The organism is Atlantibacter subterraneus (assembly GCF_007570865.1).
GTDB classification, from domain to species: Bacteria; Pseudomonadota; Gammaproteobacteria; order Enterobacterales; family Enterobacteriaceae; genus Atlantibacter; species Atlantibacter subterraneus.
The window spans coordinates 945667-971213 of sequence record NZ_VLPS01000001.1; the positions used below are offsets into that span (position 1 = coordinate 945667).

A 25547-nucleotide genomic window follows, 5' to 3' on the forward strand; every position below is an offset into this window, starting at 1 on the left:
AATCTTTATGAATGTATCAGATATTATGATATTTGATACCTGTCAAAACCGGATCAGAAACGAGTATCAGAAATCGTAATTTATGCATTATGATACCATTTTGTATCAAAAACGATTTGTGAGACTGAAATGGCGTTACTGGACTATGCCAGGGTATCAACCAGCCACCAGAAGCTTACGCTCCAGTGGCTGAACTGAAAAAGACCGGTGTGCGTGAAGATGGCTTCTGGTATCCGGTTTGGCAGAAAACAACATCCGGCGACAGCCTCTGCCCTGAAGATGATCGGGCGGGGGGTCGTTTAAACTCGTATCGGAAAAAACGGGTATATCAAGACCTACTTATTTCAGAATAAAGAAAAGACTAAAGTCATCCGAATAACATTAACGCTGTCAGCCAGGAAAAAGAAAAATGAATAATTTTGTTTACAGACAAATGGAACAGTTCGAGCTGGATAAGGCTTACAACGTAGCCGCGGTTGTTGAAAATTTTCCCGCACTTCTGAACAATTTTGCAGAAAGAAGCCGACTGGCATATTCGCGCTACAACTGGTGCCGTAACCTGCGATACGGAAAAGAAACAGGAAATCAATATGATTTCCTTTCATGCGGGATACCGCATGCACCAACTTATGTATTCATACATGGAGGTTACTGGAGTAGTGGTAGTAAAGAAGAACATGCGTTCATTGCTGATGGCCCGATTGCAAAAAATATGAATGTTGTGCTGGCTGAATACTCACTGGCTCCCGGCGCCACGATGACACAGATAGTTGCGGAAATCAGAATGCTCATTGAACATCTGGCGGCAGACAGGGATAAACTTGGCATCGCTGACAGTCCAGTTTATCTGAGCGGACATTCGGCTGGAGGCCATCTTGCGGCAATGTACCGTTCACATCCCTCTGTAAAAGGCGTGCATATAATAAGTCCCATCGTTGACCTGGAACCAATAAGTCTGTGCTGGCTACAAAATAAACTGGAATTAAGTTCCAGGGAAGTCAGTGATTACAGTCCGTTATTACACGTAGATAAAGGAGCGCCAACGCTGATATCGGCAGGAGGGGCGGATTTACCAGAGTTTAAGCGTCAGTCTGCTGCGTATGCTGAAGTGTGTGCAAATAACGGGGAGCATTTCAGCCATATTCTTGTGCCTGGCGCAGACCATTTTGGAATACTTAATGATCTCGCAGATCCAGAAGGCAGGCAACTGAAAGCATTTATGAGTCTGATCTAATTTTAGAAAAACAGGGAGTATAACTGCTCCCCGTATTTTTCATAAAAGCAATAGATAACTCAGACAGATATATCCTTAGCGTGGTTTTTTACATCATTGACCGTCAAACCCCGTTAAGTAAAACTTATGTCCGCTCCTCGCTCTAAGCTGCACTTCACCAGAACCAGCGTCGCCTGGGTTTTTTCCAGGCTCCTTGCCAGAGGTCAAAATACTCCAGTTGCTCAAGCTTAAGTAAAATAACGTCTTCACCTACCGACGAGATACTTTGCTCAGGTATTGAAATACCAAACAGGCCTTCTGCTACCGGGAAAACCTCATAATTCGACATAAGCGGCCCTAAAGCTTTTTCAATCCTCTTACGGTCTGCTTTTACAATTAACTGGAGTCCCATCAGCGTTTAAACTCTACATGAGCTACCTGTTCAAGCGCCCGGTTGATTTGGGCCAGGACTGCGTCAGGGATTGATTGCCCTCTAATGTCATAGACAACCCGACAGGTTTGAATGTGGGGTGGAAGCTGGGACTTTCCGTAGGATATTCTGGCGAGATTATATTTAATGCTGAATTGAATAGATTCTGCGGATGTCAGGCTGTGGTTGGCTACAAGGATAAACTCACCGCTTTCTTCATTTGTAAATTCCGGAATAAACATCACACCTCCATTTAATTGCCTTCGGCTGTAGCTACTTCCTCTATCATTTTCACAGACATTTATTTTTCTTGTACATTAACCCTTCATTCCAGACATCGTCTAAGCGCAGGGATAAATACCATCGTCATTTTCAGTCAGCCTCCATTATTGGTTCAATTTCAGGCATTTTGGCAAGAATACAACATAACCTTTATCACAGAAACCGCACCCGCGCCCGGCAGCCCGGGCCAGGGCTGCGGTTATCAAGGATAAACTGCGCCTGATGCAACTGGACGATACGGGTAACGATGCTTAACCCCAGGCCAATCCCCCCGTAGCGGCGGTCCATACGCACAAAGGCTTTGCTGAGTTCGCCGCTTTTAGTTTCGTCAATGCCCGGCCCTTCATCTTCCACCACCAGCAGCGGATGCGGGGCGGTTTCCACGCGAATAAACACGTTGGTGTTTTCCGGGCTGTAGCGATGGGCGTTTTCCACCAGATTACGCAGCATGGCGCGCAGTAGCGTCGCGTCGCCGCGCACGGTGACGTCCTGAGGGGCGACAACCTGCAGCCGCTGATGGCGGGTGTGCAGCATAGCCTCGAATTCCCCCCGCATCGGTTCAATCACCTCGGCCAGTAACGGCACCTGCTGATAATCGCCGGAAGCGAAGGATTGCCCGACCCGCGCCAGTTGCAGCAGTTGGGATACGCTTTGCGTCATTTGATCGAGACGCTGTAATAGCGGTTTTACATCCACGTGATGCGCCTTTTCGATCAGTTCCAGATGTAGCCGCAGCCCGGCTAGCGGGGTGCGCAGTTCATGAGCGACATCGGCGGTGAACAGCCGCTCGCGCTCAAGCGTGACGGTCAATCGTGACACAAGATGATTAATGGCGTGTGTCACCGCGTCGATTTCCCGTACCGAACTGAGGTAGCCGATGGGTTCAAGGTTATCTTCACTGCGGCTGTCGAGATGGCGCTGGAGCTCCTGAAGCGGGCGGGTGATCCATTTCACTGCCTGGAAACAGAGCAGCAGCGCCAGGGAAATCATCACCAGGCTGGGCAGCGCCAGGCTGGCCACCGCTTCGACAATCTCTTTTTCAATGTGCCACTGGTTGTTGCGGTTATGCAGCGCCTCGTCCACCAGAAACGAGATCTGCTCTTTACTTTCGTGCCACAGCCACACCACGCTAATGGCCTGGCACACCACCAGAATCAGGCCGATCGCCAGCAACAGGCGAAAGCGTAGCGTGCGGTGGCTGCCCAGCCGGGTAATCAATGCCCTCATAGTGGTTCGCTTTCCTCGCCTGGCTTGATGAGCGCATAGCCGAAGCCGCGCACGGTGCGGATCGTTGCTTTGCCGATTTTGTCGCGCAGATTGTGGATATGCACTTCAAGGGTGTTGGTAGAGGGCTCATTGTCCCAATTGTAGATGTCGTTATAGAGGATTTCCCGGTGTACCGGGTGGCCCGCTTTCAGCATCAAACGGCACAGAATGGCGTACTCTTTCGGCGTCAGTTCCACCTGCACGCCGTCAAGTCTGGCGGTTCGGTGGGTCATATCCAGCGTCAGATTACCCACCGCCAGGGTATTGTCTGCCTGGTTGGCGTGGCGGCGGATCAGGGCGCGAATGCGCGCCAGCAGTTCGTCCAGCGCGAAGGGCTTGATCAGGTAATCATCGGCACCGGCGTCCAGCCCGGCGATGCGCTCGTTCACCGAGTCGCGCGCCGTCAAAATTAACACCGGCAGCATCATTTTCTGGCGACGCAGGCGTAACAGCACGTGCAAACCGTCCTCGTCGGGCAGGCCAAGATCGAGGATCATCAGGCTGTATTGCCCGGCCAGCAGACTGGCCTCCGCCGCCCGGGCTGTGGAGACGCCGTCACAGGCGTAACCTTCGCCCTGAAGCGCCATCAGCAGCCCCTGTAGCAGCAGCGCATCGTCTTCTACTACTAATATTTTCATCGCGTTGTCCCCCTGCACGTCGCCACCAGATCGTCGGACGGAATATACTCTTTGGTTTGGGTGCCCGTCAGCCCCAGCATGGTCGAAAATAAATTATCCTGTGAGGCGTCCTGTGCGGCGCGTTTATTCAGGCAATCCCGATCCACAGAATAGCGTTTTTGATAGTCGTCGGATAACCATAACAGCATCGGTACATGTTTCTGGGTTGCCGGTGCGATGCGGTAGGGTAGACCGTGCAAATAGACGCCGTCTTCGCCCAGCGACTCGCCGTGATCGGAGAGATAAACCAGGCTGGTGGTGAATTTATCCTGGTGCGCTTTCAGAATATCGATCGCTTTCGACACCACATAATCTACGTATAACAGCGTGTTGTCGTAGGTATTGGTTAACTGTTCCGCCGTACAGGTCTGGATCTGGTTCGTGTCGCAGGTCGGGGTAAATTTACGGAACTGCGCCGGATAGCGGTTAAAGTAGGTCGGCCCATGGCTGCCGATGGTATGCAGAACAATCACGCCGTCGCCGGTCAGCTTGTCGATATACTCATCCAGCCCGTGGAACAGCACCTCGTCATAGCATTCGCCATCAATACACTGGCCGGGCAGGTTCAGTTTAGTCATATCCTGATGGGGAACGCGATCGCATGCGCCTTTGCAGCCGCCGTCGTTTTCATTCCACAACACCTGAATACCGGCGCGCTGGATGATGTCTAACATGCCTTCCTGATGATGGGCCAGCGCCTCGTCGTAGCGAGCGCGCGGCATATTGGAAAACATGCAGGGCACGGAGACGGCGGTGGCGGTGCCGCAGGAGGTGGTATGTGGGAAGTAGACCACGTTGCGCTGCGCCAGCTGAGGATTGGTTTGCCGGGCGTAGCCGCCTAACGAGAAATTATCCGCCCGGGAGGTTTCCCCGAGGACTAAGATGGTCAGGTTTTTCTTGCCCTGGCGCATCAGCGGGTTTTGCGTTGCATCCTCACCGATTTTCACCAGCGGCAGGTTGTCTTCCCGGTTATGCACGTACCACGACCAGCCAGCGGCCACGGTATTGGACGGGTTGATCGCCTTCACCAGCTCTTTGTTATTGCGAAACAGCGAAGCGTAATCTTTATAAAACAGCAGCGCCACCACCACCACCACGGCGGCGCAGCCGATCAGGCTCAGGGCGCGATGGGCAAACCGACGCCAGGACGCGGCCTCTTTTACCCGCACCCAGAACGCCAGCATCGCCATCAGCACGCCGGAAAACACCAGCGTCAGCGCGAGCTGCGGCGTAAGCAGGGCAAAGGTTTCGGAGGCGGTGGTGTCGAGCATATTGGCGATCATCGAACGGTCCATGACGATGCCGTAGGTCAGGATAAAATATTGCGCCGAGGCACTGACCAGAATAAACAGCGCAATCACCAGCCGGTCCAGTTTTACCAGCGAGGCCACGATCGCCACACTGCTGACTACGCAAAAAATCACCAGCGGCATGGTGATAAACACCAGAATATTGCGCGGTGAGGTCAACGGAAACACGCTCAATACCTGATGGTAAAAAGCGAAATTTAAAAACAGTGCGATATAGGCCGAAAACAGGCTGATAAACGCAATCCGACTCAGGGTCGGTCTTTTCAGGCGCGGGAAGGGCATAGCAGGGCATCCAGTCATTTCAATGCGTGCAGGATGCCAAAGTAAAATTAGGAAAAGCTTAAGAGACTTAAGGTTGGACCCGGTACTTGAAGCGTTGCCGAAAACCTTTTACTGTGCGAGCGGTCTGGGGGCAGTAACAAAGGAGCATTTATGTCACCGCAAATTGGCGTTGGAGTATTGATTTTTCGGGATGGAAAACTGCTGTTAGGGCGGCGCAAGGGCAGCCACGGCGCGGCGACATGGTCCGCGCCCGGCGGGCATCTGGAGTATGGCGAAACCCCGGAAGCCTGCGCATGCCGGGAAACCGCCGAAGAAACCGGGCTAACGCTGGAGCAACTTGAACCGGGGCGGTTTGTCAGCGACGTGTTTCACGAGGTGGGTAAACACTACATCACGCTGTTTATGGTGAGCCGCGATGCGCAGGGCGAGCCTGAATGCCGCGAGCCGGAAAAGTGCGACGGCTGGCAGTGGTTTTCCCCGGATGCGCTGCCGTCGCCGCTGTTCGCCCCGCTGCAAACGCTGATTGCGCATTACGGGCTGGACGCGCTGCGTTAAACCACTTCTACCAGCTCGAACTCTTCGAACACCAGTTCCATCTCCGGCGCCCAGGTACCTTCACGTTCGAAGAAAGCCTGATGTGAGCCTTGCCAGTAAGCCAGACTGAGGTCGCCTTCGCCTTCACGGCTCGCCAGCTCGGCGGTCACGTCGCCGTAGCGCACCACCCGTAGCACGGTGGTGCGGATCACGCATACCGGCTCGTCGCGTCCGTTAAGAATGATGTTGTAGCTGCCGGGCAATATCGGCTCTTTAAGATAAGAGACCAGCGCACTGCAGCTGGCGCGCTTGCGTCCCTGTATTACCAGCGCGGCGAGCTCGTCGGCCATCTGTGGCGAATCGCCAAATCCCCAAATCGCTGCCTGAGGGTAACGTTGTTGGAGCCTGTTCAGGGTAGTTGTCATTTTTATTCCTTATTATTTATTTAACGCGGAAAATGTCCGGCGGTATCAATAGCAGGGCGCGATGAAAAAAGAAAATAAAATTTACCTGCGGCGAAAAAATAGCGTGATAAGCAAAGTCTCAGTAAAGAATTGAAAAGAGATTGAGTAAACCCAACGGCTATGGTTTAATTCCAGCGTGTTTAACTACCGAGGACAATTTTCATCCGCAACGAAGAGAAGCAATACCGCGGATAAGTTGGAAAATTATGGACAATCTGTTCAGGACGTTATTGTTATCCCCACACGTATTCCCCCTTTCTTGTCATCAATTTGGTGAACAGCACTGGCGCAACGCGCTTTAGTCCCTGCATGTGAACTCTGGCGTCTGCGCACCGCGTAGCCACGCTCTCAGCTCTATTTTATCGGTTTGCCGCCATGAAAATGTGGCGCGGCAGGCTGTGGTGAATTATTTTCTCATGCAGGGGAAAAATCATGTTTTATTGGGCTTTATTAGGTCTGGCGATTATTGCCGAAATTACCGGAACGCTGTCGTTAAAATGGGCCAGCCAGAGCGGAAGTTCCACCGCGTTTATTTTTATGCTGGTGATGATCAGCCTGTCTTATATTTTTCTGTCGTTTTCGGTTAAGCGTATCGCCCTTGGGGTGGCCTATGCTCTGTGGGAAGGCATCGGTATTTTAATTATTACGGTGTTCAGCGTCTGGTTATTTGATGAAAGCCTGTCGATGGTAAAAGTGGCGGGTTTAGCCACGCTGGTCGCGGGGATCGTATTGATTAAATCGGGCACCCGCAAAGTGAAAAAGCCGCAGGTCGGGGGTTCCCATGTCGCAGTTTGAATGGATCCACGGCGCGTGGCTGGTTCTGGCGATTGTGCTGGAAATCGCCGCTAACATCTTTTTGAAATTCTCTGACGGTTTTCGCCGCCCGCTGTATGGCGTGTTTTCACTGGTGGCGGTGCTGGCCGCGTTTAGCGCCCTCGGGCAGGCGGTAAAGGGCATCGAGCTTTCCGTGGCTTACGCCCTGTGGGGCGGATTCGGCATCGCCGCCACCGTCGCGGCGGGCTGGATCCTGTTCGGCCAGCGCCTTAACCGCAAAGGCTGGGCCGGTTTAGCCCTGCTGCTGGTGGGAATGGTATTGATTAAACTCGCCTGACGTTGTGAACCGCGCCGTCGCGACCGCTATTGGGCCAGCTGTTCCAGCTTCTCCCGAAAACCGGTGACCGAGATGGCGCGGTTATCCGCGCGCCAGCGGTCTTTGGCCGCGGGTGCCGAACTTTGTACACCAATCAACTGCCAGCCGTTTTCGGTATTGAGCATCAGCGGGGAACCGCTATCGCCGGGCAGGGTATCGCACTGATGCGACAGCACCGATTTCTGCGCCCAGCCGGTAACAATACAGTCCTGATGGCTGTATAGATTATCCAGATGATCTTCCGGATAACCCGCCTGGGTGACTTTACGGTCAGCGGTTTTAAGCGCGGCGGTGAGGTCCGTCCGGTCGCCGGCAAACAGCGGCAGCGGGGTAATCGCCGAAGGCGGGTTACGCAACACAATCAAACCAAAATCATCCGGTGCAGCGGAGGGTGGGACGATCCAGCCGTCGCCGTCGGCCTTAAGTCGCCTGCCCAGATTCGATTCCACGCGGCCTTCAATACCGTGAATTTCGTAACGCCATTTGCCCTTGAGAGACACAAAACGCAGCGCCACCGGCTTATCGAGCTTGCCGCGCGGCGGGGCCAGCAGGCAATGCCCGGCGGTGAGCGCCAGATGCGAAGAGATCAGCGTCGCGGTGCACAGGTTGCCGCTTTCGGTCTCCAGTTGGCCGATGGCGTCCCACGGCGATTGCGTCGGATCGGTGATGCGCTGCCGGTCGTCATGACCGAAAAACAGCGTCTTAACCTCGTTAGCGGTGGCTTCCGGCGGCTCGCCGACGTCCGCATGGGCAGGAAAAACGCTCAGAAAAACGGTTCCCAGAATTAACACAACGGTTTTGCGCATATCACTCTCTGGTGGGGCAATTATGATTATTAAAGTAAACCCATTGATGTTGATTATAGACGGGCTGGTTATAAAGAGGGAATAAAATCAGCATGCTACGGGGTTTTACCAGTAGAACGAGGCCGATACCATGGCGCACAGAATGAGAGAGACAAAAAGGATCTCGAACAGATAACGGCGCATCTGAACCTGCCTTTTACGATAAGCGATGGGGGCACTATAGTGCTGATAATGCAGAGGTTCCGTGAGGCAGTGGTAACGGCGTGTAACGCAATGTACAGCGCCGGGCGTTAACCCGGCGCGGCGTTTTACAAATAGCGCGTTTCCAGATGCTTCCTGAAGTAGTGCGGATTGAGATCTTCGCCGGTGGCGTTGATCACCAGCTGCGCCGTGTTAAAGCGGCTGCCGTGCTGCCAGATGTTCTGGCGCAGCCAGTCGAACAGCGCCGTGAAGTCGCCGTTGGCGATGTCCCGCTCGAGGGACGGCAGCGCCCGGCGGGCGGCGTGAAACAGTTGGGCAGCGTACATCGCGCCTAAGGTATAGGACGGGAAGTAGCCGAATCCGCCGTCGGTCCAGTGAATATCCTGCATACAGCCGTTGCGGTAATCGTCTTTGGTCGTCAGCCCCAGCCAGTGCTGCATTTTTTCGTCCCACAGCGCCGGGATATCATCGACTTCGATTTCGCCTTCAATCAGCGCCCGCTCAATTTCATAACGCAGCACCACGTGCGCCGGATAGCTCACTTCATCGGCATCCACGCGAATGTAGCCCGGCTTAACGCGCTGGTTCCATGCGATGTAGTTATCGCGCTCAAACGCAGGCTGATTGCCAAAACGCGCGGTGATGTGCGGCAACAGGCGGGTAAGAAACGCTTCGCTACGCCCTAATTGCATTTCGAAAAACAGGCTTTGCGACTCATGCAGCGCGGTAGAACGCGCCAGGGCCACTGGCTGGCCCAGCCACTCGCGCGGCAGGTTTTGTTCGTAGCGGGCGTGGCCGGTTTCATGGATCACGCCGAACAGGGCGCTGAACAGTTCGTTTTCGTTATAGCGCGTGGTGATGCGCACGTCCTCCGGCACGCCGCCGCAAAACGGATGGGCGCTGACGTCCAGCCGACCGCCGTCAAAATCAAATCCCAGCAGCTTCATGGCATCCAGCCCTAACTCGCGCTGCTGCGCGGTGGGGAACGGGCCTTGCGGGGCAATCAGGGTTTTCTGCGCCTGTTTCTCGGTGGCGCGAGCCAATAAATCCGGCAGCCAGCTTTTCAAATCGCCGAACAGGGCATCGAGACGCGCGCTGGTCATATCCGGCTCGTAGATATCCAGCAGGGCGTCATAGCGTGAACCGCCTCGCTGCGCGGCACGCAGCGCCGCCTCTTCGCGGCTGTACTTCACCACCTGTTTGAGGTTTTCCGCAAAGCCTTGCCAGTCGTTATTCGGGCGCTGAGTGCGCCAGGCGTGTTCGCAGCGGCTGCCCGCCAGGGATTTCGCCTCGACCAGCGACTCCGGCAGCAGCGCCGCTTGCTGATACTGGCGGGTCATTTCGCGCAGGTTGGCGCGTTCCAGATCGTTTAAATCCTCCTGCTCCGCGTCGGACAGCGCCCGCGCCACTTCCTGGCTGGTAAGGATTTGGTGGCACAGCACGCTCATTTCCGCTAACGCTTCGGAACGCGCTTTGCTGCCGTTGGGCGGCATCATGGCGAACATATCCCAACCGGCAATGGCGGAGAGGTGGGAGAAGCGGGACAGGCGAGCAAAGGTTTTGGTAAGTTTTTGATAATGAGTATTTTCCATAAAGCCTCGTGTGCAGGTGGAGCGTAGTGTGAAAAGTACCACTACCGGGGCGGAAACACGAGGCCCGGAAATCAGTGCGCGCGGTGGTGCAGCCGCCAACCGGTCAGGATCGCCAGCAACAGCAGCAGGGCGATAAATCCGCCGACGCCGTTCCAGCCGTAGCGGTGCCAGAACACGCCGCCGAGCGTACCGGCCACGCTGGAGCCCACGTAATAGCTAAACAGATACAGCGACGAGGCCTGGCCTTTGGCGCGTTTCGCGCGGTGGCCGATCCAACTGCTGGCAACCGAATGGGCACCAAAGAATCCCGCTGAAAACAGCAGCATCCCGGCAAAGATCGCCCACAACGATGGCAGCAGGGTTAACAGCAGCCCGAGCAGCATAATGCCGGTAAAGCTGACCATCACCGGGCCGCGCCCGTAGCGCACCGACAGCGCGCCGGCTTTCGGCGAACTCCAGGTACCGGTGAGGTAGGCCACGGAAAGCAGGCCCACTACCGCCTGGCTGAGATGCCACGGCGAGAGCATCAGACGGTAGCCGATGTAGTTAAACAGCGTCACGAACGCGCCCATCAGCAGGAAACCCACCGCGAACAGCAGCGGCAGGCCGTCGTCCCGGCAGTGCAGACGGAAGTTGATAAACAGGCTTTTGGGCCGCAGCGAGGCGGGGCGGAAATGGCGCGAGGCGGGCAGGATTTTCCAGAACATCAGCGCCGCCGCCAGCGCAAAACAGCCGATCGCGCCTACCGCCACGCGCCAGTCGAAGAAATCGGTGATCACGCCGCTCAGCAGGCGTCCGCTCATCCCGCCGATGGAGTTACCGCTGATGTACAGCCCCATGGAAAACGCCACAAAGCTCGGGTGGATCTCTTCGCTTAAATAGGTCATGCCCACCGCCGCCACGCCGCTCAGCGACAGGCCAATCAGCGCGCGCATGATCAAAATGCCGTGCCAGCTGGTCATCTGGGTGGAGAGCAGCGTACAGCAGGAGGCCAGCAGCAGGGCGGTAACCATCACGTTTTTACGCCCGATGGCATCGGAAAGCGGCCCGGTAAACAGCAGCCCCAGCGCCATTAATCCGGTGGCGACAGAGAGCGAAATACTGCTGCTGGCCGGAGATACCCCGAATTCATGGGACAGCACCGGCAGGATCGGCTGCACACAATACAGCAGGGCGAAGGTCGCCAGACCGGCTGAGAACAGCGCCAGCGTCACGCGCATAAACTGCGGCGTACCGCGGGTAATAAATGAAGTGGGCTGGGGTGCGTTAATGACGTCTGGCTGAACAGCCGAATCAGACGAGACGGTGGATGTACGGCTCAAAACAGATCCTTGTGGATAACGGAACAGACTATTAACAGAGTAGAAAGTGCCAAATATTCTGTCTAATATATTAATAATCTCAAATGATATGTATTAAATATGAATATTGAACTGCGGCATTTGCGTTATTTCGTGGCGGTGGCGGAAGAACTCCACTTTGGCCGGGCGGCGGCGCGGCTGAATATTTCCCAGCCGCCGCTCAGCCAGCAAATTCAAATTCTGGAAGCGCAGGTCGGGGCGAAGCTGCTGGCGCGCACTAATCGCAGCGTCAGCCTGACGGCGGCAGGGGCGCAGTTTCTGGCCGACAGCCGCCAGATTTTAAGCCAGGTCGAGGCGGCGGCGGTGCGCGCGGCGCGGCTGCATCAGGGTGAGACCGGCGAGCTGCGCATCGGCTTTACTTCATCCGCGCCGTTTATCAAACCGATTTCCGATAGCCTGTCGCAGTTTCGCCGGGGCTACCCGGACGTGCATTTACAGACCCTGGAAATCAACACCCGGGCGCAAATCGCGCCGCTGAATGAGGGGGAGCTGGAGCTGGGATTGATGCGCAATACCCATTTACCGGACACCCTAGACTGGCAGCTGATTTTGCGCGAACCGCTGATGGCAATGGTGCACCGCGAAAACCCGCTGGCGGCCAGGCCCACGATTTCACTGCGCGAGCTGGCAGATCAGCCGTTTGTGTTTTTCGACCCCCACGTCGGCACCGGGCTGTATGACGATATTCTCGGCTTGCTGCACCGTTTTGATGTCCAGCCGCTGATTGCCCAGGAGGTGGGCGAGGCGATGACCATTATCGGCCTGGTAGCTGCCGGACTGGGCGTATCAATCCTACCGGCGTCGTTCCAGCGCATTCAACTGAATGAAATGCGCTGGTTGCCGATAACCGAAGCCGATGCTGTCTCAGAAATGTGGCTGGTTTGGTCGAAACATCACGAGAAAAGCGCCGCCGCTCTGCGGTTTATGCAATTACTCAACGACGCGCTCAGCGTGCGCAAAAACAGCGCAACGCCACGTTAAAACGTGCTGTAAATCACAACCATGACTAAAAATTTGACGGCTCGTATTGATGTGCTTCACCATAGCGTAAGTTTATTTCGAAGCCCGAAAATAAAGGGAGATTGCAGTGGTTGCTGATAGTCAACCGGGCCATATTGATCAGATTAAACAGACGAATGCCGGTGTGGTGTATCGTCTGATAGACCAACTTGGCCCGGTGTCCCGTATTGACCTTTCGCGTCTGGCGCAGCTGGCGCCTGCCAGTATCACTAAAATCGTCCGCGAAATGATTGAAGCGCATCTGGTGCAGGAAACCGAAATCCAGGAGCCGGGCAGCCGTGGGCGTCCGGCGGTGGGATTGATGGTGGAAACCGAAGCCTGGCACTATTTGTCGGTGCGCATTAATCGTGGGGAAATCAACCTTGCGCTACGCGATCTCAGCAGCAAACTGGTAGTGGAAGAGCAACTGGCGCTGCCGCAGCAGGACCAGCAGCCGTTGCTGGAGCGCATCATCGCCCATATCGATCAATTTTTTATTCGCCATCAGCAAAAGCTCGAACGGCTGACGGCTATCGCCATTACGCTCCCGGGGATTATCGATACTGAAAACGGTGTGGTGCATCGCATGCCGTTTTATGACGTGCAGGAAATGCCCCTCGGCCCGGCGCTGGAAAACCGCACCGGGGTGCCGGTGTTTATTCAGCACGACATCAGCGCCTGGACCATGGCGGAATCGCTGTTTGGTGCATCGCGCGGCGCGCGGGACGTGATTCAGGTGGTGATCGACCATAACGTCGGCGCGGGCGTGGTCACTGACGGGCGATTACTTCACGCGGGCAGCAGCAGCCTGGTGGAGATCGGCCATACCCAGGTCGATCCGTATGGCAAACGCTGTTACTGCGGCAACCACGGCTGTCTGGAAACCATCGCCAGCATCGATAGCGTGCTGGAGCTGGCGCAGCAGCGCATGAACCAGTCTATGGGATCGATGCTGCATGGCCAGCCGCTGAATGTGGATACGCTATGCGAAGCGGCGCTTAAAGGCGATTTGCTGGCGCGGGATATTATCGTCGGGGTAGGGACCAACGTTGGTCGCATTCTGGCGATCATGGTTAACCTGTTTAATCCGCAGAAAATCTTGATTGGTTCGCCGCTCAACCGGGCGTCGGATATTTTGTTTCCGGCCATCGCCGACTGCATTCGCCAGCAGGCGCTACCAGCTTACAGTCGCAATACGGTAGTGGAGAGCACGCAGTTTACCAATCAGGGCACCATGGCAGGTGCGGCGCTGGTCAAAGACGCGATGTATACGGGATCGCTGTTGATTCGTCTGTTGCAGGGTTAACAAATTTTCATAATCCACTAAAAATTGCGCTATCTCAAGCTGACTCCAGATGTCTTCTCTTAGACTTTCGATATTGAATTATTCCGAATCAATATATTTTAAGAGCATAACCTGGAGTTTGTGATGTTTAAGCGTTTCTTTGTAACGGGTACAGATACAGCTGTTGGTAAAACGGTCGTTTCCCGTGCGCTGCTTCAGGCCCTGGCGGCGGAAGGGAAAAGCGTAGTGGGTTTTAAACCTGTCGCCAAAAGCAGTAAAGAGACGCCGGAGGGGTTACGCAATAAAGACGCCCTGGTGTTGCAAAGCGTGTCCACTCTGGCATTGCCTTATTCAACGATCAATCCGATTGCGCTGAGCGAAGATGAAAGCAGCGTGGCGCACAGTTTCCCCATCAATTATCCCCTGTTGACCGATACGCTGAGCCAGCTCAGCGCCCAGGCCGATCACGTGGTAGTGGAGGGCACAGGCGGCTGGCGCAGCCTGATGAACGATTTGCGGCCGCTGTCGGAGTGGGTCGTTCAGGAACAGCTACCGGTGGTGATGGTGGTGGGGATTCAGGAAGGGTGTATCAACCACGCCCTGCTGACCGCTCAGGCGATCGCCAGCGACGGGTTGCCGCTGGTGGGTTGGGTGGCAAACCGTATCAATCCGGGCCTGGCGCACTACGCGGAAATCATTGAGGTGCTGAGTAAAAAAATCCCGGCACCGTTAATGGGTGAGTTGCCGTATTTGCCGCGCGCCGAGCAGCGCGATCTGGCCCGTTACATCCAGCTACCTGCGGCGCATATCCAGCTGAGCGCCTGATAAGAAAAAGGGATACGTGAGTATCCCTTTTCTGTTTATTCCCCGTGAATATTCAACGCCCGACGGGTTCGCCCTGAACTCAAATAGTCGGCGATATAATCTTGCGAAATCTCTCCGCTGTAGCGCCCATCCTCATCGACAATCGGCATCCATACCGTGTTGTGCTCATACAGGCGCGACAGCACCACGCGCAGGTTGTCCTCCGCCTTGCCGGTGATACGGAACGGGTGCAGGATATCGCCACAAACGCCCGTCGCACCGCGCGCTTCCCGGCGTTTCACGAAACCAATCGGTTTGGAATCGCCGTCCACCACGGTGACCGAGCGCTGATCGTTGTCATCCATAATTGCGAAGGCTTCTGATAGCGGCGTCGACGCCTGCACCGTGATGGTCGGCTGCTGGTCGGTCACGTCGCCAGCCTGCACCAGTAGCAGACGCTTCAGGGTGCGGTCCTGGCCGACAAACGAGCCAACAAACTCATTGGCCGGTTTCGCCAGCAGTTCGTCCGGGCTGGCGCACTGCACGATGCGCCCCTGGCGGAACACCGCGATGCGGTCGCCCAGCTTCAGCGCTTCATCAATATCATGGCTCACCAGCATCACGGTCTTTTTAAGCTGGCGCTGCATTTCCAGAAACTGGTTCTGGATCACTTCACGGTTAATCGGGTCGACCGCGCCGAAAGGCTCATCCATCAGCAGCACCGGCGGATCCGCCGCCAGGGCGCGGATCACGCCGATACGCTGCTGCTGCCCGCCGGACATCTCTTTGGGGTAGCGGTGGAGGAATTTTTTCGGGTCCAGCGCCACCATGTCCATCAACTCCGCCGCGCGCGCCTGATAGCGGGCTTTATCCCAGCCCAGCATACGTGGCACTACGGTGATGTTCTCCTCGATGGTCATATTCGGGAACAAACCAATTTGCTGGATCACATAGCCAATGTTGCGGCGCAGCGTCACGGTATCCATCTCTTGAGTGTCTTTACCGTTAATCAGAATAGTGCCGCTGCTGGGGGCGATAAGCCGGTTAATCATTTTCAGCGTGGTGGTTTTGCCGCAGCCGGAAGGGCCGAGCAGCACGCACATCTCGCCTTCCGGCACGTTGAGATTAACGTTATCCACGGCTTTAAAGGTCTGGCCGTTTTTCTGTGTGAACTGTTTGGTGAGGTTTTCCAGTTTTATCATTATCGTATCCCCTTCGGAGTCAGCAGCACTTGTAAACGGTGCAGCATCCAGTCAAGTACAATCGCCAACAGGCAAATCATTACCGCACCTGCGATCAGCATACGGATGTCGCTGCCGCCGATGCCGTTAAGCAATAGCAATCCCAGGCCACCCGCGCCGATCACCGCCGCAATCGCCATTACGCCGATGTTCATCACCACCGCGGTGCGAATGCCGCCGAAGATCACCGGCAGGGCGATCGGGATTTCCACCCAACGCAGGCGCTGCCAGAAGGTCATGCCGATGCCGCGCCCGGCTTCACGCAGCCCCGGCGGCAGGCTCTCCAGCGCGGTGTGGGTGTTGCGCACAATCGGCAGCAGCGAGTAAAGAAATACCGCCGTAACGGCGGGCACCGCGCCAATACCCTGACCGATCAGCGAAAACAGCGGGATCATCAGGCCGAACAGCGCGATGGACGGAATGGTCAACATCACGGTGGCGATACCAAGTACCGGGGTCGCCAGCCATTTATGGCGCACAATCAGCACGCCCAGCGGCACGCCAATCACAATCGCCATGCCTACCGCCAGCCCAACCAGCCACAAATGCTGAAGGGTCAGCTCGCCGATATACCCGGCGTTATCCATCATGTAATGAATCGTCTCCATCGGGTCGCCTCCTTAAAGCAGCTTGTGCTGTTGCAGAAATTCGCGCGCCACTTTCTGGGGCGATTCATGGTCGATATCCACCTTGGCGTTGAGTGTGGAAATCACATCGTTATTCAGCAGGCCGGAAAGGGTGTTCAGCGCGTCGTCGAGGCCCGGATTGGCATCAAGGATCGGTTTACGCACTACCGGCGTGACCGCGTAGCTGGGGAAAAAACCTTTGTCATCCTCCAGCACTTTCAGGTCAAAGCCTTTGACCCGCCCGTCGGTGGTGTAAATCAGCCCGGCATCGACAAACCCGTCGCGGATGGCGTTGTACACCAGGCCCGGGTCCATCTGGCGGATCTGCGGGCGTTCCAGATGCATGTTGTAAGTCTGTTGCAGCGGCTTCATGCCGTCGCTGCGCCCGGCGAACTCCAGGTCGAGGCCCAGCAACCAGTTATTTTTCGGGTCATGCTCGCGCAGATAGTCCATCCGTTCCACCATCTGTGACAGGGTGGTAATGCCTTCTTTTTCCGCCCGCTCACGCTGCATGGCGAATGCATAGGTATTGTTCATATCCGCCGGTTTCAGCCACACCAGTCCGAGTTTGGCGTCAAGGCGTTTGACCGTGTCATAGGACTCCTGCGGGGTCATGCGCTTATCGATTTTGTTAAAAATAATCAGCGACGTGCCGGTGTATTCCCAGGTGATATCAATCTGGTTATTGACCATCGCATTACGGGAAATGACCGCCGCAATATTGGTTTTCGGCTGGACCTGGAAGCCTTTCTTTTGCAGATACATCGTGGTCATAGCGGAAAGGATGTGCTGTTCGGTAAAGCCCTTGGTCGCCAGCACAATCGGCGCGGCCTGCGCCGCGCTGGCGAGCAGGGCCGTTGCCGTGAAGGCGGCAAGCAGGCGGGACAAAAATTTCATGGTTCGCTCCTTGTTATTATTATCAGGCGGTGTGCGGGCTCATCAGGCGGCCCAGACCCGCCAGCGCCAGATCCAGAATCATGGCGAACAGCGCCGTGGCGGCTGCACCCAGAATCAGCGTCGGAAAATCGTTCAGATAGATGCCGGGGAAAATCAGTTCGCCGTAGCTGCTGGCACCAATCAGGAACGCCAGCGGCGCAGTCCCGACGTTAATCGCCGTGGCGATACGGATACCGGACAGCATCACCGGCCAGGCGTTAGGTAGCTCGACCTGGCGCAACTGTTGCCAGCGCGTCATCCCGATGCCTTTAGCGGCTTCAATTAATGAGGCGGGGACCGAGCACAGCCCGGCGTAAGTGTTGCGCACGATAGGCAGCAGTGAGGCGAGGAATAACGCAATAATCGCCGGACGATCGCCGATGCCGATAATCACCATCGCCAGCGCCAGTACCGCCAGCGGCGGCAAGGTATTCCCGACGTTGAAGATTTGCATGACGTATTCAGCGAACCGACGGGCGGCAGGACGGCTAAGCAAAATGCCGCTGGGGATGCCCACGGCCAGCGCCAGCGCCATCGAGCTGAACACCAGGATCAAATGCTGCTTCCCGAGATAAAGTAAATCGACCTGACGTGCCCTGATGGTTTCCATACCGACGCCCCAGGCGATTAAGCCTGCCACGACGATAAGCGCAAGTAGCGCCATCACTGCGCGAAGTGCGAGGTTTTTATACATTGCGGTGTGTCTCCCTGAGCGCGCTTTATCGAATTGTTATGCCTTGTGTTGTCAGGCTGTTAAGAGCTATAGCAATGCGTCGGGAATGATTCCAGTTTGTAACCCTTTCAGGCAGAGAGGGTTTGGCAGCAAAACCTTGATTCTGGCCTTTTACTGACTGGTGTGAGCGGGACGGTAAAGAATTGTCTTAAAAACGGCAAGCGACTTGTGACGTTGTCACATAAGCCCTGTTCATTAATCGCTTGGGATCTAAATTTTAACTCTTTGTTGCGCAAACGAAGCGGTGATGAACTAAACCTGGTGATTATCAGTTTGTATGTGGTTATTGCGCAAAAAGAATTTCCGGCGCAGGTCGCCGTGCTTTGCTGACCACTTCCTCAATCTTTCTGCCCGGCAGGCCGCCGCGGCAGGGTGATAACGACACACCGATTATAAAAACGGCGCAAAACCGTAACGCGGTTTTGCGCGTAATACTGAAAGCAAACAGGGTTTTCTATGGCAATTACCAGACGTGATTTTCTTAACGGCGTGGCGATCGCTATCGCCGCCGGGCTTACGCCCCTGGACTGGGCGCGGGCGAACGGTAAAAACAGCGCGTTAATTCAGGATGATTACTACCCCCCGGCATTAACGGGTTTACGCGGCAACCACCCCGGTTCATTTGAGACGGCGCATGCGGTGGGCCGTGAACAGCAACGCTTTGCCATTGACGGTTTACCGACAGAAGAGACATGGGATCTGGTGATTGTCGGCGGCGGGATCAGCGGTCTGGCCGCCGCTTGCTTCTGGCAGCAGCAGATGGGTAAACAGAGCAAAATTCTGGTGCTGGATAACCACGACGATTTTGGCGGCCACGCCAAACGCAACGAATTTACCGTCGATGGCAAAACGCTGATTGCCTATGGCGGCAGCGAGTCATTCCAGTCGCCCGCCAATAACTTCAGCGACGAGGCGAATAAATTACTGGCCGACGTGGGGATCAGCGTTACCCGCATGAAGCAGGGATTTGACGTCAACTTTTACCCCGACCACAACATGAGCCGCGGCGTGTTTTTTGACAAAAAGAACTTTGGCGTAACAAAAATCGTCAGCGGCGACCCCGGACGGGCGGTTTCTGACGACATTCCTCACGACCGGCTTAATGGCCGGCCAATCGACGCGTTCATTAACGACTTTCCCCTGAGTGACGCGGACCGCAAAGCGCTGATCGATCTGCACGTTACTCCTTCCGACTACCTGGCGGGCATGACGGTGGAACAGAAAAGCGAGTGGCTGGATACCCACAGCTACCGCGAGTTTCTTTCCACTAAAGTGGGCTTAAGCCCCATGGCGGTGCTCTATTTCCAGCAGCGATCCAATGATTTTTTCGCTATCGGCATTGAAGGGATCACCTGTAGCGATGCCCGCGCCTGCGCACTGCCGGGCATGGAGGCGATGGGGCTACCGCCGCTGGACGGCGAAGCGCTCGCCGATCTGGAGGAACCTTATGTGTATCACTTCCCGGATGGCAACGCCGGGCTGGCGCGCCTGCTGGTGAAGTATTTAATTCCGGACGCGTTGCCTGGCGCGACCATGGAGGATTCTATTAAAGCGCGTCTCGACTATGCCGCGCTGGACAGGCCGGAAAACCCGACGCGTATTCGGCTCAGCAGCAGCGTCGTGAATGCCGCCAACACTCCGGAAGGCGTGGCGGTGACCTATTTACGCGACGGTAAACCGCACCGGGTAGTGGGCCGTAACGCGGTGATGGCGGGCTATAACATGATGATCCCGTTTATCGTGCCGGAAACGCCGGCGCAGCAGAAAGCCGATCTGCGCCTGAATGTGAAAGCGCCGCTGGTGTATACCAACGTGGTGGTCAGGAACTGGCGGGCTTTTCAGCAGCTCGGCATTCACGAATTTTATTCGCCCGCCGCCCCGTACAGCCGCGTGAAACTCGACTATCCGGTCAGTCTTGGCGGCTATCAGCATTCCGCATCGCCCGACGATCCGATGGTGCTGCATATGGTGTATGTGCCGACCTATCCCGGCAGCAATATGACCGCGCGCGAGCAATTTCACAAAGGGCGCGCATTTTTGCTGGGCACCGCGTTTGAGGAGCATGAAAAGATGGTGCGTGACCAGTTGCAGGAGATGCTGGGCGGCGCGGGTTTCGATCACCAGCGGGATATCGCGGGGATCACGGTTAACCGCTGGGCGCATGGCTACGCCTATTACGCGACGGCGCTGTTTGACGATATGGAGGAGATGCCGACCATTGTCGAACGGGCCCGCCAGCCTGTCGGCCGCATCGCTATCGCGAATGCCGACGCCGACTGGGACGCCTATGCCCACACGGCTATCGATCAGGCCTGGCGAGCCGTTAACGAACTTAAGGCGATGGGGTGAAATCATGCGTAACTTACTGATTGTCACCGGACTGATGGTTTCCACCGCCAGCCTTGCGGCCCATCCTGAGGGAGAATACGTTGCGCGCGTGTCGGACTGTATAGCCTGTCATACCGCCGCCGGCGGCGCGCCGATGGCGGGCGGCAAAGCGTTCCCGACGCCGCTCGGCGATATCTACTCCACGAATATTACCCCTGACAAAACCCACGGCATCGGCAGCTACAGTTATGCTGATTTCGAAAAGGCGCTCCGCCAGGGAATAGCAAAAGACGGGCATCCGCTCTATCCGGCAATGCCGTATCCTTCTTATGCCAAACTTTCCGATCCGGATTTGCGCGCGCTGTATGACTATATGATGCAGGACGTGCCGCCGGCGGCGACGGCTAACCGGGAATCTGATATCCCCTGGCTACTCTCCGCGCGCTGGCCGCTGCATATCTGGAATGCCTTTTTTACCGATTCGCCGCAAACAGCCTCAACAAACGCATCGGACGCCCTGAAACGCGGCGCTTATCTGGTCTCCGGGCCGGGACACTGCGGTGCCTGCCATACGCCGCGTGGTTTCGCGATGCAGGAAAAAGCCTATGACGACAGCGATGCCGCGTTTCTCAGTGGGGAAACCATTGACGGCTGGTATGCGCCGTCGTTACGCGGGCTTGACCTGTCGGCGGAGGAGTTAGCCTCGCTGTTGTTGATCGGACGCAGCAAGCACGCCGCGATTTCCGGGTCGATGAGCGAAGTGGTCACGCAAAGCACGCAATACCTGACTAAACCGGATGCCGATGCTATTGCGCAGTACCTTCTCAGCCTGAAAGCTGACGCGCCAACGCGCCAGACGAAAGCGAATCCGCACGCGGGGCAGTCCGATGCGGGTAAAACGGTTTATCTGCGTTATTGCTCCACCTGTCATGGCGCGCAGGGTAAAGGCACCGACGATAATGTCCCGTCGTTGGTTAACAACCGCATGGTGCAGGCGGAAGATCCCAGCTCGCTGATCAGGGTCATTGTCGAAGGGGCTGAAACGCCCACCACCTGGGGCAATGTTTCTTACAAAATGCCAGCCTATCGCGGCACGCTTAACGACCAGCAGATCCGCGATGTCACCAATTACGTGCGGGGTACCTGGGGTAATAACGCCCCGCCAGCAGATGCCGGGGCGGTGTCGACGGTAAATAAGCGCGAAACGCGCCATGAGGGCGGCGCAGTCGCTACGCAGTAATAGGGTTAAAGGGCGCGACGCGGGTCATGCGACGCGCCCGGGTAAAGTAATAATAAAAAATTCCTTCGCATAATTAGAATCCCCTTCATGATAAATCTAATTAAATCATTTTAGTTCAATTATTTAATTGGTGTCATCGTGACATTTCGCCAACCCGCTGTGACGATTTGACTTACATAACGCGTATCTCACGTGACAACTTTCACAGCAAAGGAATAAAATATTCCTTATACTGCACACATCTTTGCATTGCGAGGCCGCTATGAATATTGATTTAAGCAATCTGATAACCGAACGCCGCAACCCGGCGAGCAACAACATTGATACGCTCTCCACGCTGGAGATGCTGACCGTGATCAATAACGAAGACCGCCGCGTGCCGGAGGCGATTACGCCTTATCTGCCGCAAATCGCCCAACTGGTGGACCGCGTGGCGCAGGCGTTTGCTGAGGGCGGGCGGTTGATTTATATCGGCGCAGGCACGTCTGGCCGCCTCGGCATTCTGGATGCCAGCGAATGCCCGCCGACGTTCGGCACCCGGCCCGAGCAGGTTGTAGGGATTATCGCGGGCGGCCATAAAGCCATTTTAAGCGCGGTGGAGAATGTTGAGGATAATCGCGAGCAGGGCGCAGCGGATTTGAAAGCGCTGAACTTCAGCGCGAAAGATGTGCTGGTGGGCCTCGCGGCGAGCGGCAGAACGCCTTACGTTTTAGGCGCGATGGCCTGGGCGAAATCGCTGAATGCCAGCGTTGCGGTGGTGAGCTGCAATCCGCAAAGTGAAATGGCGGCGCTGGCGGATATCGCAATTACGCCCGCTGTTGGCCCTGAAGTGGTCACCGGTTCGACCCGTCTGAAAGCGGGCACCGCCCAGAAACTGGTGCTGAATATGATCACCACCGGAGCGATGATCCGCAGCGGCAAGGTTTACAGCAATCTGATGGTGGATGTGGAAGCCACTAACGCCAAGCTGATTGAACGGCAGATTTCTATCGTTATGGATGCCACCGATTGCGATCGCGATACGGCGCAGGCGGCGCTCCAGCAGTGCAACCGCCATTGTAAAACCGCCATTGTAATGGTGCTGACGGGCCTTGACGCCGCGCAGGCTGGCGCGGTGCTGGAACAAAATAACGGATTTATTCGCCTGGCGTTACACAACGCGTAAAGGAAAAAAAATGGCAAAAATAACCAGCGAGATGATAGCGCGAATTACTGACGCGGTTGGCGGTGGCGCAAACGTGGCGCAATGCGGCAACTGCATGACCCGGCTGCGGCTGACGTTGCGCGACGATAGCCGTGCCGACGTCGCAGCGATTCGCCAGATTCCTGGCGTGCTGGGCGTGATTGAAAGCGATGAGCAGTTCCAGATCGTACTCGGGCCCGGTAAAGCCCAGGCGGCAGCGGAAATGATGAATCACTATCTGGAAAGTACGCCCGTCGAAACCGTCAGCGAGAGCCAGAGCCTGGAAGCCATCGCGGCGCAGAAAAAGCAGCAGCTAAAGGGCAAGCAGACCAGCAGCGTACAGAAGTTTTTGGCGAAGTTCGCCACCATTTTTACGCCGCTGATCCCGGGTTTTATCGCCGTGGGGTTGCTGCTGGGATTCGCAACGCTGGCCGAGCAAATCTTCGTGCTGGGCAAACCGTCACCCAACGGCACGCTGGTTGAAACCATCAGCTATATGAAAGTGTTCAGCAAAGGGATGTTTACCTTTCTGAGCATCCTGATTGGCTACAACGCGCAAAAAGCGTTTGGCGGATCGGGCGTCAACGGGGCGATTATCGCAGCGCTGTTTGTGCTCGGCTACAACCCTGACGCTACCGTGGGCTTCTATTCCGGCATCTCTTCGTTCTTTGGCCACAGCATCGATCCGCGCGGCAACATCATCGGCGTGCTGATTGCCGCTATCCTTGGTGCGTGGGTGGAGAAGCGGGTGCGCAGCATTATGCCTGCCAATCTGGATATGATCTTAACCTCCGCCGTGACGCTGCTGATTATGGGCGCGGTGACCTTTATCGTGATTATGCCGGTGGGCGGTTATCTGTTCAGCGGTATGTCCTGGCTGTTCCTGCACCTAAACGGCAACCCGTTTGGTTCGGCGGTGCTGGCAGGGCTGTTCCTGTTGGCGGTGATGTTCGGCGTGCATCAGGGATTTGTGCCAGTCTATTTCGCGCTGATGGAAGCGCAGGGCTTCAACTCGCTGTTTACCATTCTGGCGATGGCCGGGGGCGGACAGGTTGGGGCGGCGCTGGCGTTATACGCGCGTGCCAATAAAGAGGCGCTGCTGCGTACCCAAATTAAAGGCGCGATTATTCCGGGTATCCTGGGCATCGGCGAGCCGCTGATTTATGGCGTAACGCTGCCGCGCGTGAAGCCGTTTATCACCGCCTGTCTCGGCGGGGCCTGCGGCGGATTCTTTATTGGGTTGGTGGCCTGGATGGGGCTGCCGGTGGGGCTGAATACCGTGTTTGGTCCGTCGGGGCTGGTGGCGCTGCCGCTAATGACCTCGGGCAGCGGCATTTACGCCGGAATGGCGGTATATGCGGCGGGCTTGCTGGTGGCTTATCTGTCCGGGTTTATTCTGACATGGCTGTTCGGCAGTAAAAATATCGATTTGAGTTAAGCGTATTCCTCCGGCACCAGGCCGGAGGAAGGGCGTTACTGCGGCTCGTTCTGCGAGCCATCCTGCGCCGCTGGCGGGTTGCCCGGCGCGTTACCGCTGCTGGTGCGGGTATAGAGGATTTTGTGCGTGTCGTTGGCGCAATGTCCCACCACCTGCGCATCCACCTGATCAACCTGATCGCCAGGCACAATCGTTAAGCTAAAGCTGGTTTCCGGAACGCCATTATTAATGATTCGCTGCTGAATGTCGGCTTTCACCCGTTCGCACGACTCAGGCGCGGCAAACGCCGGTGCTGCGGAAATTAACAAACAGGCGCTAATCCAGGATAAACGCTTCATATCAGCCTCCTTTTTGGTAGGGCTCAGGTCTAAGCATAGCAGCCATAGTGTAAATCTCTGTATTTGCTTATATCATAAGCGTTGTTTTCAGACGGGAGGAAGCCCACGCGTGAAGCCACAGATCCTGATAATAGCGTTAACGGCAGCCCTCAGCGGCTGTGATAATTCGCAAGGGCCGATTGCCTATACGCCTGAAATGGCAAGTTTTTCGAATGAGTTTGATTTTGATCCGCTGCGCGGGCCGGTCAAGGACTTCAGCCAGACGCTGCTCAATGACAAGGGTGAAGTGACCCGTCGCATTAGCGCGACGCTATCGGAAGAAGGGTGCTTCGATTCCCTGGAGTTTCACGATCTGGATGCCAATACCGGCGCAGCGCTGGTACTGGACGCAAACTATTATCTTGAAGCCAACTCCGGTGAAAAGCGGGTAAAGCTCCAGGGCAAATGCCAGCTGGCTGAATTACCGGCTATCGGGTTGCTGTATGATACCGATGATAACGGGTTCGTGGTGGCGGCACGCGGTAAAGAGACCACCATAAACTACCGGTACGATGAAGAAGGTTATCCGCTGGGCAAAAAGACCCAGGCGAAGGCTTCGACGCTGGCGGTGGAGGCCAAAGCGCCCACCGATAAGCGCAAGAAACTCGATTATCAGTCGGTCAGTACGCTCAACGATAAAGCCATCGCGCGCGCTAAGCAGGCCTGTAAATACGATAGCTATTTTAATCCGGTAAGCTGCACGCTGGATATTACCGATGAGAGCGTCACGCCACCCTCGCTACAGCATTTCACCATCAAAAACACCATTGAATACTACTGAACCCGCGG

At 55.9% G+C, this 25547-nt stretch carries 29 protein-coding genes; 14 read left to right on the top strand and 15 right to left on the bottom strand.

The features are described 5' to 3' along the window. Nucleotides 1–185 precede the first annotated feature (185 nt). Nucleotides 186–353, top strand: coding sequence for a hypothetical protein (locus FND52_RS04580; RefSeq protein WP_167509325.1), 168 nt, complete (start codon nucleotides 186–188; stop codon nucleotides 351–353). A 56-nt stretch (nucleotides 354–409) separates the two neighbouring features. Further along, nucleotides 410–1234, top strand: a complete 825-nt coding sequence (locus tag FND52_RS04585) for an alpha/beta hydrolase (RefSeq protein ID WP_208737471.1) — start codon at nucleotides 410–412, stop codon at nucleotides 1232–1234. Nucleotides 1235–1388: 154 nt separating this feature from the next. Here the strand turns inward: FND52_RS04585 and FND52_RS04590 are convergent, their stop codons facing one another. The 5 genes from FND52_RS04590 to eptA all read right to left on the bottom strand — a co-directional run bounded on the left by FND52_RS04590 (nucleotide 1389) and on the right by eptA (nucleotide 5460). Beyond that, the gene (locus tag FND52_RS04590) at nucleotides 1389–1625 is read right to left on the bottom strand and encodes a hypothetical protein (protein ID WP_144129638.1); all 237 of its coding nucleotides are present in this window, start codon (nucleotides 1623–1625) and stop codon (nucleotides 1389–1391) included. Beyond that, nucleotides 1625–1885: a hypothetical protein gene (locus tag FND52_RS04595; protein ID WP_144129640.1), complete on the bottom strand. Its 261-nt coding sequence runs from the start codon at nucleotides 1883–1885 to the stop codon at nucleotides 1625–1627. The genes FND52_RS04590 and FND52_RS04595 overlap by 1 nt, the downstream gene beginning before the upstream one ends. 193 nt (nucleotides 1886–2078) lie before the next feature. Then, nucleotides 2079–3152, bottom strand: coding sequence for a two-component system sensor histidine kinase PmrB (gene pmrB, locus FND52_RS04600; RefSeq protein ID WP_144129642.1), 1074 nt, complete (start codon nucleotides 3150–3152; stop codon nucleotides 2079–2081). Next, complete coding sequence (gene pmrA, locus FND52_RS04605) at nucleotides 3149–3829, bottom strand: two-component system response regulator PmrA (protein WP_144129644.1); 681 nt, start codon at nucleotides 3827–3829, stop codon at nucleotides 3149–3151. Before pmrA ends, pmrB begins: the two co-directional genes overlap by 4 nt. Next, the gene (gene eptA, locus FND52_RS04610) at nucleotides 3826–5460 is read right to left on the bottom strand and encodes a phosphoethanolamine transferase EptA (RefSeq protein WP_144129646.1); all 1635 of its coding nucleotides are present in this window, start codon (nucleotides 5458–5460) and stop codon (nucleotides 3826–3828) included. The genes pmrA and eptA overlap by 4 nt, the downstream gene beginning before the upstream one ends. Before the next feature lie 150 nt (nucleotides 5461–5610). Here eptA and FND52_RS04615 point away from each other — a divergent pair, with 150 nt between their 5' ends. Beyond that, nucleotides 5611–6015, top strand: a complete 405-nt coding sequence (locus FND52_RS04615; protein WP_125295233.1) for a nucleotide triphosphate diphosphatase NUDT15 — start codon at nucleotides 5611–5613, stop codon at nucleotides 6013–6015. On the opposite strand, the gene FND52_RS04620 is transcribed toward FND52_RS04615, so the two are convergent. After that, nucleotides 6012–6419, bottom strand: coding sequence for an ASCH domain-containing protein (locus FND52_RS04620; protein ID WP_125295234.1), 408 nt, complete (start codon nucleotides 6417–6419; stop codon nucleotides 6012–6014). The two genes, FND52_RS04615 and FND52_RS04620, sit on opposite strands and share 4 nt — an antisense overlap. Nucleotides 6420–6664: 245 nt before the next feature. Here FND52_RS04620 and FND52_RS22145 point away from each other — a divergent pair, with 245 nt between their 5' ends. The 3 genes from FND52_RS22145 (at nucleotide 6665) to mdtI (ending at nucleotide 7569) form a co-directional block, all read left to right on the top strand. Beyond that, nucleotides 6665–6760, top strand: a complete 96-nt coding sequence (locus tag FND52_RS22145; RefSeq protein WP_482762625.1) for a protein YdgV — start codon at nucleotides 6665–6667, stop codon at nucleotides 6758–6760. 127 nt (nucleotides 6761–6887) lie between these two features. Continuing rightward, nucleotides 6888–7253 (top strand): multidrug/spermidine efflux SMR transporter subunit MdtJ, encoded by a 366-nt coding sequence (gene mdtJ / locus FND52_RS04625; protein WP_167509333.1) that lies wholly within the window; start codon nucleotides 6888–6890, stop codon nucleotides 7251–7253. Continuing rightward, on the top strand, nucleotides 7240–7569 hold the full coding sequence (mdtI, locus tag FND52_RS04630) for a multidrug/spermidine efflux SMR transporter subunit MdtI (protein ID WP_125295236.1): 330 nt from the start codon (nucleotides 7240–7242) through the stop codon (nucleotides 7567–7569). Before mdtJ ends, mdtI begins: the two co-directional genes overlap by 14 nt. A gap of 26 nt (nucleotides 7570–7595) precedes the next feature. Here the strand turns inward: mdtI and FND52_RS04635 are convergent, their stop codons facing one another. The 4 genes from FND52_RS04635 to FND52_RS04645 form a co-directional block, all read right to left on the bottom strand. Beyond that, nucleotides 7596–8414 carry a trypsin-like serine peptidase gene (locus FND52_RS04635; RefSeq protein WP_144129648.1) on the bottom strand — a complete coding sequence of 273 codons (819 nt, stop codon included), beginning with the start codon at nucleotides 8412–8414 and terminating at the stop codon, nucleotides 7596–7598. A 105-nt stretch (nucleotides 8415–8519) separates the two neighbouring features. Then, a complete protein-coding gene (gene ydgU / locus FND52_RS22150) occupies nucleotides 8520–8597 on the bottom strand; it encodes a small membrane protein YdgU (RefSeq protein WP_455708647.1) in 78 nt (25 codons plus the stop codon). A gap of 125 nt (nucleotides 8598–8722) precedes the next feature. Beyond that, nucleotides 8723–10207, bottom strand: coding sequence for a carboxypeptidase M32 (locus FND52_RS04640; protein WP_144129650.1), 1485 nt, complete (start codon nucleotides 10205–10207; stop codon nucleotides 8723–8725). Between the two features lie 71 nt (nucleotides 10208–10278). Then, entirely contained in the window at nucleotides 10279–11529 is a 1251-nt protein-coding gene (locus FND52_RS04645; protein ID WP_125295239.1) for an MFS transporter, read from the bottom strand. 99 nt (nucleotides 11530–11628) lie between these two features. Between FND52_RS04645 and FND52_RS04650 the strand changes: the two genes are divergently transcribed. The 3 genes from FND52_RS04650 to bioD all read left to right on the top strand — a co-directional run bounded on the left by FND52_RS04650 (nucleotide 11629) and on the right by bioD (nucleotide 14677). Next, the gene (locus FND52_RS04650; protein ID WP_144129652.1) at nucleotides 11629–12549 is read left to right on the top strand and encodes a LysR family transcriptional regulator; all 921 of its coding nucleotides are present in this window, start codon (nucleotides 11629–11631) and stop codon (nucleotides 12547–12549) included. A 106-nt stretch (nucleotides 12550–12655) separates the two neighbouring features. Then, nucleotides 12656–13873 (top strand): sugar metabolism global transcriptional regulator Mlc, encoded by a 1218-nt coding sequence (gene mlc / locus FND52_RS04655; protein ID WP_125295241.1) that lies wholly within the window; start codon nucleotides 12656–12658, stop codon nucleotides 13871–13873. Nucleotides 13874–13996: 123 nt separating this feature from the next. Continuing rightward, on the top strand, nucleotides 13997–14677 hold the full coding sequence (gene bioD / locus FND52_RS04660; RefSeq protein ID WP_125295242.1) for a dethiobiotin synthase: 681 nt from the start codon (nucleotides 13997–13999) through the stop codon (nucleotides 14675–14677). A 35-nt stretch (nucleotides 14678–14712) separates the two neighbouring features. Here bioD and osmV read toward each other — a convergent pair whose 3' ends face one another. Genes osmV through osmY form a run of 4 tightly spaced genes read right to left on the bottom strand, consistent with a single transcriptional unit; the run spans nucleotide 14713 to nucleotide 18123 of the window. Next, a complete protein-coding gene (gene osmV / locus FND52_RS04665) occupies nucleotides 14713–15858 on the bottom strand; it encodes an osmoprotectant ABC transporter ATP-binding protein OsmV (protein WP_125295243.1) in 1146 nt (381 codons plus the stop codon). Continuing rightward, nucleotides 15858–16505 carry an osmoprotectant ABC transporter permease OsmW gene (osmW, locus tag FND52_RS04670; RefSeq protein ID WP_144129654.1) on the bottom strand — a complete coding sequence of 216 codons (648 nt, stop codon included), beginning with the start codon at nucleotides 16503–16505 and terminating at the stop codon, nucleotides 15858–15860. The genes osmV and osmW overlap by 1 nt, the downstream gene beginning before the upstream one ends. 12 nt (nucleotides 16506–16517) lie before the next feature. Then, nucleotides 16518–17420: an osmoprotectant ABC transporter substrate-binding protein OsmX gene (osmX, locus tag FND52_RS04675; protein ID WP_144129656.1), complete on the bottom strand. Its 903-nt coding sequence runs from the start codon at nucleotides 17418–17420 to the stop codon at nucleotides 16518–16520. Between the two features lie 22 nt (nucleotides 17421–17442). Next, complete coding sequence (osmY, locus tag FND52_RS04680; protein ID WP_376739528.1) at nucleotides 17443–18123, bottom strand: osmoprotectant ABC transporter permease OsmY; 681 nt, start codon at nucleotides 18121–18123, stop codon at nucleotides 17443–17445. Nucleotides 18124–18648: 525 nt separating this feature from the next. On the opposite strand from osmY, the gene FND52_RS04685 reads away from it, so the two are divergent. From FND52_RS04685 to murP, 4 genes are all read left to right on the top strand, one after another. Then, nucleotides 18649–20541, top strand: coding sequence for a flavin monoamine oxidase family protein (locus tag FND52_RS04685; protein ID WP_144129658.1), 1893 nt, complete (start codon nucleotides 18649–18651; stop codon nucleotides 20539–20541). Between the two features lie 4 nt (nucleotides 20542–20545). Next, nucleotides 20546–21760 carry a c-type cytochrome gene (locus FND52_RS04690; RefSeq protein ID WP_144129660.1) on the top strand — a complete coding sequence of 405 codons (1215 nt, stop codon included), beginning with the start codon at nucleotides 20546–20548 and terminating at the stop codon, nucleotides 21758–21760. 262 nt (nucleotides 21761–22022) lie between these two features. Beyond that, nucleotides 22023–22925 (top strand): N-acetylmuramic acid 6-phosphate etherase, encoded by a 903-nt coding sequence (gene murQ / locus FND52_RS04695; RefSeq protein ID WP_144129662.1) that lies wholly within the window; start codon nucleotides 22023–22025, stop codon nucleotides 22923–22925. Between the two features lie 10 nt (nucleotides 22926–22935). Then, nucleotides 22936–24381: a PTS N-acetylmuramic acid transporter subunit IIBC gene (murP, locus tag FND52_RS04700; protein ID WP_144129664.1), complete on the top strand. Its 1446-nt coding sequence runs from the start codon at nucleotides 22936–22938 to the stop codon at nucleotides 24379–24381. Nucleotides 24382–24416: 35 nt separating this feature from the next. On the opposite strand, the gene FND52_RS04705 is transcribed toward murP, so the two are convergent. Next, nucleotides 24417–24719, bottom strand: coding sequence for a DUF1161 domain-containing protein (locus FND52_RS04705; protein ID WP_144129666.1), 303 nt, complete (start codon nucleotides 24717–24719; stop codon nucleotides 24417–24419). Between the two features lie 109 nt (nucleotides 24720–24828). On the opposite strand from FND52_RS04705, the gene FND52_RS04710 reads away from it, so the two are divergent. Beyond that, a complete protein-coding gene (locus FND52_RS04710; RefSeq protein ID WP_125295252.1) occupies nucleotides 24829–25539 on the top strand; it encodes a YnfC family lipoprotein in 711 nt (236 codons plus the stop codon). Nucleotides 25540–25547 lie beyond the last annotated feature (8 nt).